The 13,861-nt window shown below is 57.6% G+C and carries 12 protein-coding genes; 9 read left to right on the plus strand and 3 right to left on the minus strand.

The genetic code is table 11. The annotated features are described in order from the left end of the window. Positions 1 to 197 precede the first annotated feature (197 nt). From ACQR1X_RS11415 to ACQR1X_RS11450, 8 genes are all read left to right on the plus strand, one after another. The gene (locus ACQR1X_RS11415) at positions 198 to 1,394 is read left to right on the plus strand and encodes an FAD-binding domain (protein ID WP_434898848.1); all 1,197 of its coding nucleotides are present in this window, start codon (positions 198 to 200) and stop codon (positions 1,392 to 1,394) included. An 80-nt stretch (positions 1,395 to 1,474) separates the two neighbouring features. Then, positions 1,475 to 3,349, plus strand: coding sequence for a chloride channel protein (locus ACQR1X_RS11420; RefSeq protein ID WP_434898849.1), 1,875 nt, complete (start codon positions 1,475 to 1,477; stop codon positions 3,347 to 3,349). 446 nt (positions 3,350 to 3,795) lie between these two features. Next, positions 3,796 to 4,029, plus strand: coding sequence for a hypothetical protein (locus ACQR1X_RS11425; RefSeq protein ID WP_316238044.1), 234 nt, complete (start codon positions 3,796 to 3,798; stop codon positions 4,027 to 4,029). 603 nt (positions 4,030 to 4,632) lie between these two features. Further along, the gene (locus tag ACQR1X_RS11430) at positions 4,633 to 5,823 is read left to right on the plus strand and encodes a tyrosine-type recombinase/integrase (RefSeq protein ID WP_434898850.1); all 1,191 of its coding nucleotides are present in this window, start codon (positions 4,633 to 4,635) and stop codon (positions 5,821 to 5,823) included. Beyond that, positions 5,813 to 6,721 carry a hypothetical protein gene (locus ACQR1X_RS11435; protein WP_434898851.1) on the plus strand — a complete coding sequence of 303 codons (909 nt, stop codon included), beginning with the start codon at positions 5,813 to 5,815 and terminating at the stop codon, positions 6,719 to 6,721. The genes ACQR1X_RS11430 and ACQR1X_RS11435 overlap by 11 nt, the downstream gene beginning before the upstream one ends. A gap of 60 nt (positions 6,722 to 6,781) precedes the next feature. After that, complete coding sequence (locus tag ACQR1X_RS11440) at positions 6,782 to 6,994, plus strand: helix-turn-helix transcriptional regulator (RefSeq protein ID WP_434898852.1); 213 nt, start codon at positions 6,782 to 6,784, stop codon at positions 6,992 to 6,994. After that, positions 6,991 to 7,644 carry a hypothetical protein gene (locus tag ACQR1X_RS11445; protein ID WP_434898853.1) on the plus strand — a complete coding sequence of 218 codons (654 nt, stop codon included), beginning with the start codon at positions 6,991 to 6,993 and terminating at the stop codon, positions 7,642 to 7,644. The genes ACQR1X_RS11440 and ACQR1X_RS11445 overlap by 4 nt, the downstream gene beginning before the upstream one ends. Positions 7,645 to 7,701: 57 nt before the next feature. After that, the gene (locus tag ACQR1X_RS11450) at positions 7,702 to 8,523 is read left to right on the plus strand and encodes a hypothetical protein (protein WP_434898854.1); all 822 of its coding nucleotides are present in this window, start codon (positions 7,702 to 7,704) and stop codon (positions 8,521 to 8,523) included. A gap of 27 nt (positions 8,524 to 8,550) precedes the next feature. Here the strand turns inward: ACQR1X_RS11450 and ACQR1X_RS11455 are convergent, their stop codons facing one another. After that, positions 8,551 to 9,015: a hypothetical protein gene (locus ACQR1X_RS11455; protein WP_434898855.1), complete on the minus strand. Its 465-nt coding sequence runs from the start codon at positions 9,013 to 9,015 to the stop codon at positions 8,551 to 8,553. Positions 9,016 to 9,502: 487 nt separating this feature from the next. On the opposite strand from ACQR1X_RS11455, the gene ACQR1X_RS11460 reads away from it, so the two are divergent. After that, positions 9,503 to 9,937, plus strand: a complete 435-nt coding sequence (locus ACQR1X_RS11460) for a hypothetical protein (RefSeq protein WP_434898856.1) — start codon at positions 9,503 to 9,505, stop codon at positions 9,935 to 9,937. Positions 9,938 to 10,578: 641 nt separating this feature from the next. On the opposite strand, the gene ACQR1X_RS11465 is transcribed toward ACQR1X_RS11460, so the two are convergent. Next, positions 10,579 to 13,122, minus strand: a complete 2,544-nt coding sequence (locus ACQR1X_RS11465; protein WP_434898857.1) for a hypothetical protein — start codon at positions 13,120 to 13,122, stop codon at positions 10,579 to 10,581. A 462-nt stretch (positions 13,123 to 13,584) separates the two neighbouring features. Continuing rightward, positions 13,585 to 13,818 carry a hypothetical protein gene (locus tag ACQR1X_RS11470; RefSeq protein WP_434898858.1) on the minus strand — a complete coding sequence of 78 codons (234 nt, stop codon included), beginning with the start codon at positions 13,816 to 13,818 and terminating at the stop codon, positions 13,585 to 13,587. Positions 13,819 to 13,861 lie beyond the last annotated feature (43 nt).

Genomic DNA, 13,861 nt, shown 5'->3' on the forward strand with positions numbered 1-13,861 from the left:
CGATGATCCATCGAAGAACAGAGCCAGGAGCGGCCAACCACACCAAGCTCCGCTGTACTGCGTACGATAGCGTACCGACTATTCCACTTTGCATCCTATAAGCGCTGTTGCTGATAGCCCGCAAAATTTGTCCATGCGTTACCAACGTGCAACAGGACGCTCGATCAGCGAAGTTGGTCCACCTCATGAGAACCGCCTTGATTTCCGGCGCCGGGATCGCGGGGCCTGCGCTCGCATATTGGTTGAAGGCGGCCGATTTCGAGCCAACGCTCGTTGAGCGGGCCCCGGCCTTGCGCCAAGGTGGCTATGTCATCGACGTTTGGGGGCTTGGCTATGATCTCGCGGAGCGCATGGGTCTGCTCGGCGACATCAATCGCGTCGGTTATCATATGCGGGAGATGCGCATTGTAGACGGCGGGGGCCGGTCCGTTGCCGGATTCGGCGCAGCGATATTCTCGGAATTGACTGCCGGGCGCTATGTGACGCTCCAACGAAGCGACCTTTCCCGGCTGCTGTTTGAGAGATCACAGGGACAGGTCGAAAGCATCTTCGGCGATACGATCGTCGCCTTGGAAGAGCAGGCGGATTGCGTCCGGGTCCGGTTCGAGCGCGAGCGTGAACGACGATTCGATCTCGTGATTGGCGCGGACGGATTGCATTCGCGTACGCGCGCACTCGCCTTCGGACCGCAATCCAGGTTCGAAAAGCACCTGGGCTATGCCGTCGCGGCGTTCGAGGCGCGCGGCTATCGCCCTCGCGACGAGGATATTTATCTGATGTACGGACGACCGGGCCGGATGCTCGGTCGTTTCACGTTGCGCGACGATCGCACGCTGTTTCTGTTTGTTTTCCTTTCGACGAGAGAGGAGTTGCCCACCACGATGGATGCCCAGAAGGCGCTCCTCGACGACCTCTATCGGCACGATGGCTGGGAATGCTGCAAGATTCTGGCCGAACTCGAGCAAACTGAGTCGCTCTATTTCGACAGCGTCAGTCAGATCCGGATGCAAAACTGGTCCCACGGCCGCATCGCGCTGGTGGGAGACGCGGCATTCTGCGTCTCGCTGCTGGCCGGGCAGGGCTCGGCGCTGGCAATGATCTCGGCTTACGTCCTTGCCGGTGAACTCGCAGCTGCAGACGGGCAGTATCAACTCGCATTTCGGAGATACGAAACATTGTTGCGAAGCTACATCAATGCCAAGCAGCGTGGAGCCGAGCGCTTTGCCGGTGCTTTTGCACCGAAGACAGAGTTCGGGCTGCGATTCCGCAACTTGGTGGTCAAAGCGTTTGCTCTTCCCGGCCTGGCCAGGCTCGCTATCGGGCGTGACATCACAGATTCCTTGGAACTTCCGCAGTATAGTTGGCCATTGTTCAGCAGAAGGGCGATCGATTAGCACTTGCCCTGACGCTGCACTCTGCGTCAAAGCCGTCCAAGTCCCTGTTGCCCAGTGCGGACGGCGTCCGGAACGCTTTTATGGCCGACCAGTCCGTATCTTGCGATCCCCACCTTGAGCCATTTCGTGTGACCCGGATGCCCACAGGACTGACTTCCGACAATATCAAAGCGATCGCAGCCGGCGGCCGCAAATCGCTGCTGGAGGAACGGCGGGTGAGCCTGCTCGTTCTTTGTGGCCTCGCCTTGGTTATCGGGGTGATGACTGGACTAGGCGCGGTTGTGTTCCGCGCCCTGATCGGCTTCGTGCACAACGTCTCTTACAATGGCAGACTCAGTTTCGTTTACGACGCCAATATCAGCGAGGGTCCCAACCGCTTTGGCGACTTCGTTCTGTTGTCCCCGATGGTCGGGGGCCTGATTGTCGTTTTTCTCGTGAGGCGCTTTGCTCCCGAAGCAAAGGGACACGGCGTCCCCGAAGTGATGGATGCGATCTTCTACAAGCGCGGCAATATCCGCGGCACGGTCGCCGTGATCAAGGCGCTGGCCTCCGCGATATCGATCGGTAGCGGCGCCGCCGTCGGGCGCGAGGGGCCGATCATCCAGATCGGCTCGGCGCTTGGTTCGGCCTTCTCTCAATTCATCGGACTCTCCACGCGGCAGAAGATAACGCTGTTGTCCGCGGGCGCCGGCGCGGGCATCGCCGCAACGTTCAACACGCCGCTTGGCGGTGTGCTGTTCGCCCTCGAAATTCTCCTGCCGGAAGTGTCGAACCGCACCTTCCTTCCCGTCGTCGTGGCGACGGGCGCTGCGACGACGATCGGGCGAATTCTCATCGGCCCGGACCCGGCCTTTGCGGTGCCGGACGTTCAATTTCCCATGGTTGCGTCGTTCAATCCGCAGGAGGCGGTTGCGTTCGTCCTGCTTGGAGTGCTGTGCGGCGCAGCAGCCTGGTCGTTCATTCGGCTGCTCGTTTTCATGGAGGATGGATTTCCGAAACTGTCCGGAAACGAGTACGTCCAGAACATCGTGGGCATGGCTGTGATCGGCCTGATGATGGTGGGACTCAGTCACGCGTTCGGCCATTCCTACGTCGATGGGGTTGGCTATTCGGTCATTCAGGACATCCTAGACCACAAGATGACCGCGACGGGTCTTCTTGCGCTGCTATTCGCGCTGAAGCTCCTCGCCACCACCGTCAGCCTTGGCTGCGGGGCCTCAGGCGGGATCTTCTCTCCCTCGCTCTATCTTGGCGCCACTCTTGGCGCGGCATTTGCGACCGGGACCAGTTCGATCTTGCCTCATTCCGGGCTGACGCCGTCCTCGGCCGCTATCGTTGGAATGGCGGCCATGGTCGGCGCGGGAACCGGCGGTGTGATGACGGCCATCGTCATGGTGTTCGAGATGACGCGTGACTACGCGATCATTGTGCCGGTGATCGTCGCGGTGGCGCTGGCTGCCGGCGTAAGGCGCGCGCTCGTCAATGAGACGATCTACACGGTCAAGCTGCGTCATCGCGGCCACCGTATCCCCAAGGAGCGGCATATCAATCTTTACCTGGTTAAGCAGGCGCAAGACATCATGGAGCGTCGCTTTATCGTAGCCAGGGCCGGCACAACGCTGAAGCAAGCCTTGCCCGCGGAAGATACCGATGACGCTCGAGCCATCGTCGTCGAGCGGGATGGCCGGATCGTGGGGCTGATTCCGCCGCGTTCGGGTCTGTGGATGGAATCTCAAACCAACCCTGACCTGTTTGTCGAAACCTTTGCCGAACGGCGGATGGTCATTTGTCGCGATCAGGACCTCCTGAGCCTGGTGTTTGCGAGACTCAAGCGCCACGGCGCCGGTGCCGCCATCGTCTTCCAGGGCGGCTCCCGCCCGCGGGTAATTGACATCGTCGGCATCGTCACCAAGCGTACGATTGCTGACGCGGTCATCGACAGCTACGAGGACTGATCCGCGCGGGGATCTGAAGCACGGCGGCCGCCGCGCCGTTTCGCTCGACGTCGTGCTGCCGCAGGCCGCCACGTCCAAAGTCCGTACGATAGCGTACGACTCATCGCGCTGGTTGTCTTCAAAGTCGCCCCAAGGAGGAGGGAAGTGAATGTTGTGGGAACGGGGGATGATTCGTGGACACTTCAAGAGAAATTGCGTTGCGATTGCCGCAGGCATATTGCGAGTTCTGTACGATGAGGACTCCTCACGTCCACGAACGGTTGGCCATCAACGGAACTCAAGTTGCACGTTCGGTCTGTTTCGCATGCAAGAGCGAGCGGCCGAAGGAACAACCGCAAGAGAGCCGCGGTCGTAGCTCGCAACTGCAAAAATAGACCAGCGCCGATCATTTCGGCGTGCAGCATGAGCAGGAGCCGCCAAGCCGACCGTCATACGGAGAAGCGCTCATGACCGCGAATGTTTTCGACGAGCACGAAGATCGCGTGAGGTTCATCACCGCCATTGCCATGGAGGTGAAAGCCCTCGCTCTGAGCGCATCCAGAGATGAGATGATCTCGACGAGCGATCCAGGGGCCGAAAAGTTGGTTTACGCCAAGGCTTACCAAGCCTGGGCCGATAGCAAGATCGAAGGGACGGCAGACGACATATTTGAGGCAGTCCAGGAAGTGCTCGACGTCTGAAGATGCGTCGTGTGAGCGAAATATCCTGAAGACTGTCATCCTCGGCATGGAAAAACGGAGAGCCACGGGAGCGCAACCCTGCGCAGTCTGCCGAAGGGCACCTACAAGATGACTCTCTGCCAGCTTTCGCCCCATCGACGCCGCGCGGTTCGGCCAAGACCGCTCTGAGCTTGAGCGAGCATCGCGAAGTTCACCTCCTGGATTTCTCCCGCCGACGTGTGCCAAACGGCCGGGGCTGCTCGGTCCACTCCAATGAGGTTGTGCGGGATGATCCGATCCCGTTGGCGACCTTGGGGGAAGACCGTCTGGATCGAGGAGAAGTTGAGCCTTCCGTTAAAGGACGGGAATTGGCTCGCCCCAAGCCGAACGTTCGAGTTCCGCCATGCAACGAGCGGACGCCGCCTATCGAAGGCCCGCCATAGCGCAGTTTGGCGTAGAAAATCGTGCAGCTGGCGGAGAGAGTGGAATCCTAACTGAAGTCCACCACGATCCAGCCCCGTCCGACTTAGACAATAGTCTCAATATCTTAGCCGAAAGCATAGTCCAACTTAGACCGGCGCGGACCTGCCAAATCCACAAATTTTTGTGGTATGGATTGTGGTCATGACGTCCTCACGAAAGCATCCCCACAAGGCCTTGTCCGCCCTGCGCGTCAACAACCTGTCCTCACCAGGGCGGTACGCCGATGGCAATGGATTGTACCTGGTCGTCGACCCGAGCGGGGCGAAACGGTGGGTCTTGCGCATTATCGTCCAGGGCAAGCGTCGCGACATCGGCCTTGGCGGGCTCCGGCTCGTCCCACTGGCCGAGGCACGGGAGAAGGCCCTTGAATTCCGAAAACTCGCCAGGGAGGGTGGCAACCCGATCGAGGCCCGGCGAAAATCGCGAGCGGTGGTTCCGACATTTGCAGAAGCGGCCCAGATCACGCTCGATCAGCAACGCGCGGCCTGGCGGAACGAGAAGCACGCAGTGCAGTGGATGTCGAGTCTCAAGCGGCACGTTTTCCCGGTGATGGGAGACAAACGGCTCGACCAAGTGGAAACCTCTGACGTGCTGAAGGTGCTATCGCTGATCTGGCTGTCGAGACCGGAGACCGCTCGGCGCCTCCGGCAAAGGATATCGATGATTCTAGATTGGGCCAAGGCGGCCGGCTACCGGTCTGGTGACAATCCGGTCGATGGCGTCATCAAGGGCCTCCCGCGACAAAGCGAGCGTCGGAGGCATTTTACCGCCATCCCCTATGCCGATGTGCCAGGCTTCGTCCGCCGACTGCCAGAAGTCCCGACCAACCAGTTTGCCCAGCTCGCATTCGAATTCCTGATACTGACCGCCGCCCGGACCAATGAGGTGCTCAAAGCCGAGTGGGGGGAAGTCGATCTGGAGAAGAACATCTGGCTCGTTCCGGCAGAACGGATGAAGGCGGGACGGGATCACCGGGTGCCGCTTTCACCGCGCGCCGCTGCTGTTCTACATTCGGCGCGAGAGTTGACTGATGGCTCCTCTTTCATCTTCCCAGGGCGGCATGCCGATACGCCCATGTCGAATATGATCTTCTTGATGGTCTTGCGCAGAATGGGAGTTGACTTCACGGCCCACGGCTTCCGGTCGGCCTTTCGCGATTGGGCCTCAGAATGCACGAACTACCCGCGCGAGGTTTGCGAGATGGCCCTGGCGCACACAATCAAGGACAAGACAGAAGCAGCATATCGGCGAGGCGACCTCCTCGCAAAGCGAGCAGAGCTGATGGCTGAATGGGCTGAATTCATCGAAACGGGAAATAGCAGTGGGCGATAAGACATTCTCCGGCAAAGTTAGAGAACATGCGGCTGACTTCGCTCAGATCTATGAAGATTTCTGGGCCAACTATAAAAGATCCTGCAAAGCTCGGGAAGATTCGAATACAGACTCCGATCTGTCGGGCGATCCTTGGCGCTATCTTTTCGAAGCTCCCATCCTCAAACGGTCGGAACTATCGCTGCCGCATAAGCCTGCTACTCACTCCGATACTAGGGACTCGATTGCTGGTCTCTTTATGGATCCATTGCTACAAGCGGCTGTAATAGAAACTGCAAAACGCCTTGGATTAGCCGATCAACGCGTCGGCGGGATCGAGACGAACGATCCGCGGATCGGACTAGCTATCGATCTCGGAATGCTAACCTATGACGACCTTGAGCCACTTTACAGAATACCCAAGGCCAAGCAGCTTGCCCACGGCAAATATTACGTCACTCGCCATCTCGCAGACGGCACCGATCCGTTCGTATGGCGAACTCTCCTAGAGGTTTTGTGCCGCACTTTTTTGGCATTACCTGGCCCGAGACAATGGCCCGCCAAACGCACCTTGCAGCTGGGCTTTGACCTACTCAAGATTAATGCCGAATTCAAAAAGGAGGGCAAACGCTTCAGCATCGACAAAGCATACAAAAAGCTCAACTCTGAGCGCGGCTCGTACAAAACGAAGTACCCGGATGGCGTGGGACGCGAACGAATTGAAAAGCTGCTTAAAGATGTCGGGCCGATGAATAAAGACTTCTTCCGTGGCTTGAAGCGTGCGTTCGGTAAGGAGTTCTCGGAAGAGTTTGATCGCTTCCTTAGACCGAGGCCCAAGACTCTGAAGGAGATTGAGCAGGCGCTGCAGCAGGCCGGCCAAATATTCAGCGGGCCCATGCCCGGGAATTCGTCCCTGTAACCCGGGCATCGCTCGGGTCATTCTGGACGGCGAAGATCAACGCTGGACGGAGTGAACGAGATGAACGCACCACCTGGACGCTTGCTGCGCCTTAGCTCAATCATCAAACCAGACGGCCCTATACCGGTGTCGCGCTCCTCGTGGTGGGCAGGCGTCAAGGCTGGGCGTTATCCGCAACCAGTCAAGCTGGGTGCGCGCATTACTGCGTGGAAAGAAGCTGAGATCCAGCGGCTGGTCGATGACGGTGTTCCTGCCACCCGGGAGCGGTCGTGAGCGACGATGCACCACGGAAGGAGCACGCCGTCTCGGCCCAGCCGTTTCCAAATGGAAACGCGTCGCATGCTCTTGTCCTTTATGGAGAGCGCGCGCTTTCCGAAATCAAGGACATAGGCGCCTATGTGAGCCTAATCCGATCCGCTCTAGGCCGCTCAGCGCTGGCCACTCTAGAGGCAGCCGCAATCATCTCGGCAGCAAGAGACGCGCTAGACCACACCGGTTTTAGGCAGCTCGCCAAAATGCTCGGGTTATCCGCCGGCACGCTAAGCAAGTTCATCACGATCTATTCGTGCCGCGACAGGTTTTCTGGCATCGAGGCATCGCTGCCTTGCGCATGGACCGTGCTGCATGAGGTGGCGAAGCTACCCGAGCCGCTGTTCCAAACGCTGGCTGCGTCGGGGAAGCTGCGGCCCGAGCTGAGCGAGAAAGAGGTGAAAAGGTTCGTGGCTCAGCGCGCAGCCGCCGATGGCCCCATGTCGGCGTCAGCCGAGCTGGAATACCTGTCGGTCATGGTCACGTTCCCAGCTTTGCTGTCTCTCCAGAGGGAAGACGAGATCCGACGCAAGCTCTTCGAAGCCGTCGAAGGCGAAGCTGATGTGACGGCATCGGCTTCAGAACGACGCAAACTGAAGGCAACCCGGAAGTAAGGACCAATCCGGCGCGTGATCGTTGTGGTCCAGCATAGAGAAAGGCATCCAAGCAAAATGAAGACCATCGCACAGATCTACGCAGAGAGCATGAAGTCCTTGCCGGTCGAGAAGGACGGGAGACCGAATGCGGAGGAAAGCCTGCGCATCAGGTGGGAAGCTCATGGCCGATTCTGGATGCCGATCAGGGCCGTCTTGGATCCGCGCGATGAGCACCTGAGGCACGGGGGGCCCGCCGAGCAGTTCTTCCACGCACGCTACAGGACGTCGCCGGGCGACCGGAGCGAGGGCGTGAAGCTGCTGAAGCAGCTGTTGCGTGTCGAGCGGTTGACCTTCAGCACCTTCTTCAAGGTGAACCTCATCTTGAGGGAGGCGATTGAACTATCGCTCGTGCACCACGACGTTGACGTCGCCCTTTCCGCAGTGCTCGTTTTCCTGCAGCTTGAACTCGGGGCGCGGCCCGATCCCGAGTACGGCAACTTTTGCAGGACTAAGACTAAGTGGAATGAGCTGCGGGACGAAAACCTGTCTGATGACCCGGCCGAGGCCGAGGTACAGCTGAACGCCTCGCAGTTCGAGGGGATCGGAAGATCTGAGATGCGCTCGCTGCACATCTTCGGCAAGTGGCGGGACGTCATCAACAGTGCGGAGTACTTCGAGAAGGAGTATCCCGGGATGGAGAACAGGAGGCCGCACCTTCTTCAGGCAATTGACCCGGTCCTCGAATTTCTTGACCCCTTCTACGATGGCCACACGCTGGACATGTGCATGGCGTGGATGGGCGGGCTGCTGCGGAGACCGTTGGAAGAGCACCGTATGACGGAGAGCGCTGCGCGCAATGCACCGGCTGGGGGGCCACCCGCGGAGCAGGCCGCCTAGCTCACCCAGCCGGATCCGGTCGAGGGGTCAAAGCTCCGAGCGCGCCCTCGGAAGGACCACGACCGCGTCCTCGTAAGATAGGCGACCCTTGCGGGTAGTCTTGAGCGCATAGTCGACCACGCGGTCATGGCCCGAACTCGCCGGCTCGACATGGATCCTTTGAACGGACGTGCCGGGCCGGATGTAAAGGCTCTCATTGTCCCGAAAGTGATCGACGAGCGATTCCTTTAGTCGCGACGTGGGCGGCAGCAGGACCAAGGCGTGTAAATGAAGTCCGTCGTTGCAGCGAGAAGTCGGCGCGGTGACTCGATCACGCTTGTAGACGGGCCGATCAAGGAATCCGACCAGGACCGGAAGCTCGTCGACCGGCGCGGTTTTCGGTTTCCTGTGCACTCTGGTGACGAGGGTCGAATAGACCCGTTGCACCTGGTCCTTCATCTGCGCCATGACGGCGGCCGGTGAGCCGGGGAACTGATCGAACAGGAAGGTCAAGAGGTAGCAGGACCAGCCATCACGAACTCGGTCTGAAACGATCTGGCTATAGCCGGTAAGCCAATCCGTTTCCGGCCAAGACGTGCGTCGATGCCAGGCCGAGTTGTCTGACGGGCAGAGCGGTGCGGCCGTACCGGCTTGGTCGCCTGACTGATGTACCGGTTCTCCGCTCGTGAATGCGGGTGGATGAACGTCGCTGATTTCAATTGTTGGGGTGGTTTGGGCAATAGTGGACCATATGCGGTCCGGCGTAGAACGCATTTCAAAATTCCTATGCAGTAGGGAAAAATCGAGTGGCCAATCCAACAAGATCGTGGCCCTACCTCCGATTTAGCGCTCGGCAGCCAAGAAAATCGGCTGTCTCAGAAAATAAATGTGCCGAATGCCGGTGGCCTTCTGGAGAGATCACCGGCCACACGGACCATGTACGAGAAACACACGCCATGGTTTAATTCCACAGCATTTCCCCCAGGGGTGGATTTTTCTCATGGTCGACTCAGCGTTGCCGGCCTCGAACGGCTGGACTTCCCTAGAAATCCTTGGTGCATCCGCTGCGGTGTTGCTCTTGGTCTGGATCGCGGCAACCGTGCTGGCTCTCCACCGCCGAGACGTTTATTTCTGGGGTTTGGGCTCGACCTGGATCAGCCTCATCGCCTTCCCGATCGCGATCTTGATAATGTCTATCAGCGCCTGGAGCGCTGGCTCGAACTCGAATGACCCTCTGGCTCAGGTACCGCTGTTCGGCGGAGCGGCCCTCTACGTGGCTGTATTCGGATTCTGCGTTTTCTACAATTTCGGCGCGACAAAGTCCGTCTGGTTGGCGATCAGCACCAGCCTCCTGCAGCAACTCGCGGGACTCGGATTGATTTTCCTGTTTCTCAGATGGCGGGGCGACAAGGTCAACCGAGAACATCGGGTCTAGCCGACTGCTTGACACGAGAGTCCGCCGCACACATCGCTAGCTCAACCATCGCTACTCACCCTCACTTCGTTCGGGTGAGCGCCCTTCGAACGACCACGGCATTTCCAACCACAGTAACCAAACATTCCAACGGCTGCGGTTGTGGTTGAGGATACACTTCGCCCATTACGGCGAAGTGTATCCCGTCTGCGTATTGCGGCGTCGGGCACATCGGATCAGAGGAACCACCGTGGCGGTCGGGACCGGCAGTGCGGTGAGCCCCGTTACCCTCTGCTTGTCTGCGCAGGGCCCTGGCACGACCGATCCGCCGATCGCGCCACCCTCGACGGTCTAAAGCTTTTCCGTCTCTTGCCGGGCTTGGCTTAGCGACCGTGCCCGCTTTGGTCGTTTAGCTCAAGGAGGGGGACCGAGCTGATTGCCCGATGCTCCGACCGGTATCTCAGCCCACCGGGATTTCCGTGGTTACCCCTCTACAAAGGAGTGCGCGGTTCTTGAATGACGCTGAGATTTCTTATCCATTTGAGATTTGTTATCCTGGCAGGCCAAACGCTGAGAAGGACCCGGTATGCGGTGGCAGCTAGGCTCTTAGGGGGCACTCACCCGATTACTTCGCAGCCAGTATGGAAACCGCCGATCAGAAATCAATTCACTCTTAGAGGTGGCAAATACAAACCCGAGAGGTTTAGTTCGGCCAAACCGTCAACCCATAAAAGTGCTTCTAATATCCCTATAGAGCCTTGTGAATGACTCATATCGAATCTCAAGGTGCGGGGATGTAATACACCGACTCCAGATTTGAGAGGTAACAAGTATTTTTGAATGCGCCCCCAGCCTGGCTCGGGAATTCTATCCGCCACACGCTGAAAGGTTCGCCGCGAGAGCTCTAAGACGACAGCCAAGCCCGCCGCACCGTCCATTAGCGACCCTTCCAACATGAACGGCGTGCCAAGATCGGCCGATAGTGCGACGACATCATCACTACTAAGATCGTAATCAATATGTTCGTTCTCGCTAGCCGCAAGCAAAGCTAGCAACAGGCCGGCGGTACCATCACAGAGATATGGAAGAAGGCGACTCCCGTCCACCTCCCCCCTAAGCGATAGTGAATGTCCGTTGGGGTGCCGGACAGTTTGTCCAATCTCCTCTCTGATGATCTTAAGTACCACTTTTTCAAGCTCATCGCTCGATTGTAAAAGGGGATTAAATTGGCACGCAGCGGCAATTACGCCGGATCGTCCATATAGCAATCCATTCTTTGTCCACTTATAGCTCTCCGCAAGACGAACTGCTTTCGTCATCACGTCTTCCGCCAGCGCTAGATCGCCTTGACGGCGTAAAGCCAATGATATGCCCGCCAGCCCAGTCCCAAGACTTGGATCTGTCATCGCCCCCCAATCACGACACACTATCTCAAGAATCCTTGCGGACAGGTCGTCCAGGCCAAGCGACGAGCAAGCATCAATTAGGCCGACAATTCCTACATCGTAGTTTATTGGGAGCGACCGCCGTTCTACCGCACGCCATATGCTTTCCGAAAATTTCGCTATGATGCGCTCATCGATCTGGTTCCCATTAAGCTTCAAAGCGCGCAGCACTCCACTGCTCCCAAATCCGAAGCTAAGAAATGCTCCCTCCCGAGCAGTCGCGCTCGTCGGAAACAGGCACTCGTCTTTCGGAATACAGGAATCAAGCACGGCATCTGCGATTAGTTGCCGTAACTCCCGCCTCGAAGACGCCGTGTCTAGCAAGGGGGGCACAAATCCGGTCGCCTTACACGACGACTCCCGTTGTGTCGTCCTAGTAAGATAGTTGCACGCCGAAAACCACCACTCGGGCACCTCGTGCATGCCCTTGATAAGATCCGCCGTGACGGCTTGCAGAACGTGATCGGAAATTTCCGCCAGAGTAGTCAATCGCAGGACCAAAGATATTGCAATACAATTATAAGCATATACGTCCCTATCCCTCGCGGCGATCTCACGATTTGGAGAAAGTAAGCAAAAGTCCGGCGTCCGCAGGCCAATCGCAACGTCGTCAACGGATGTGCACGCCTCAAAGTCTATAAAGCGAGCATAGTCATGCGCATCAATAATAATGTTACCGAGACTAAGGTCGCCAAAGGCCAGGCCCAACCCGTGCAGGTTTCTTAGAGCGCCCTGAATTGACTCCAAGATCCTGGTAGCCCTTTTGAAATATTCGCGGGTTCGTTCTGGGGACTGATAGAGGCAAGAGTAAAGCGGATTTTCTCTAGCTATCCATTCGCTCAACGGCGTTCCGGGCAAGTACTGAAGCGCAACGTAATAATGATCGCGGACATAAAATTGTTGCAACACCGGCGGCGCCAAATCCTGGAACTCGGCATTTATTCTCTCTATCAGCGCAACCTCTCGATGAAGCCTTGGAATAGCACTTTCCTTGCCAACGAACCCGGTGTTTGGCCTAGCCTCTTTCACGACGACTTCGGCGCCGGACAATTGACATACGCCCTTGTACCTCCCACCAGCGTTCGTGAACCGAAGAACTGAAACTACTTTGAATTGGTCGAGGGAGACAGATTCTGGCGGCGATTCTAAGGGAATAGGCAACGGCTCATCGGAAAAAGGATCAACGATACCTTCTGGCAGTAGGAAACGCGGATATCGAATATCCGGGACCATTTGCCCTTTTCCATTAGGGACCAGCTCTTCAGGCGCACCTACGGAATTCAGCCTTCCAGTGCTACGAAACGCTCCCCATCTATAGAAAAGATTGGTCGAATTCTTGTAGGCTCGGTCAGTTAAGATATCCAAACCTTGGTAAGGATAGAGACAGTCGCTTAAGCACTCCAACAATCTGGCCGCCACTAGTTCATTTTCTGGATATAACGCAATAAACTTCCCACTTTGAAGCCGGCTTGCATTCTTGAAATGAAGTGCAAGGAAGCTATCTACGCCACTTAGATGCTTGAATGAGCACTCGAGATCGAACGCTATTCTCGACACTAATTCGAGCACGGTGGGAGCATCGTCCAGAGTCGCAGAGACGTGAACCTTCCAGCCGAACTTAGCGAGTTGGCCACAGCTAACATGCGTCCAAATGCCAGCCCTTTTTATTGCCCACTTGGCGGAGATGGCTTTTACCGCCCACACCTCCCTTTCGGGCGGTTCTGAATCGTCTATTTCAAGCAGGCGACTAGAGATCATCATCTGTCGTTTCCGGCCGCATAATCATCAAAGGCGCGAAGTCTGCTATCTGGAACACGCCGCCGTCGAGTCGCGAGTTTGGCCGCAGCTTTTCGATCTGACTCGGCAACGGCCTGGCTTACGACAGAGATTGCGAGGATGATCTCGGCAGAAGCGAACGCCGGATTAGTAGCCAAATGCTTCATAGCTACGGCGCTAGGTCATATCCACTACGCAGGATAATCTGAGAGCGTGGTATGCCGGCCGCCCCTAACGCGCCGACACATCGAGCGGCTTTTTTAAAGCGTAGCTCCACTCGCGCACCGAGACAAAAGCCAGAAGATAATCGCGACAGACGCTCCACTGGAGCGTCCACAAAAGACCAGCTTTCTAAGGGGACTCGCTCCCTCACAATATCAGCACGGGAGACTGCACGCCTCCCGGCTGCGTTGCAAACGGTCAGCCCACAACACCTGCGCCGACGACTCAAGTATGAGTGTGGCTGATCGTGCTCCAATCGAGAGGCTGTGCTCCGGCCGGCTGAGGGAGCTGCTGCAGTTGGCGAACGAAGTTGATCCCGTCTTTGATGTCGATCGCGACATTTTGGGCATTCACAGCCGCGGCCCCGCCGTGAGTGTGACTGATCGTGCTCCATTCGAGAGTAGACGCGCCGCCTGCCGCCTCGGCGAGTTGCTGCAATTCTTTAACGTTGTCAGCCATAGTAAGCCACTCCGGGATAAAGGAATTTGGTTCAACTCTGGAG

The organism is Bradyrhizobium sp. HKCCYLRH3073, assembly GCF_051167995.1.
Classification (GTDB): Bacteria; Pseudomonadota; Alphaproteobacteria; order Rhizobiales; family Xanthobacteraceae; genus Bradyrhizobium.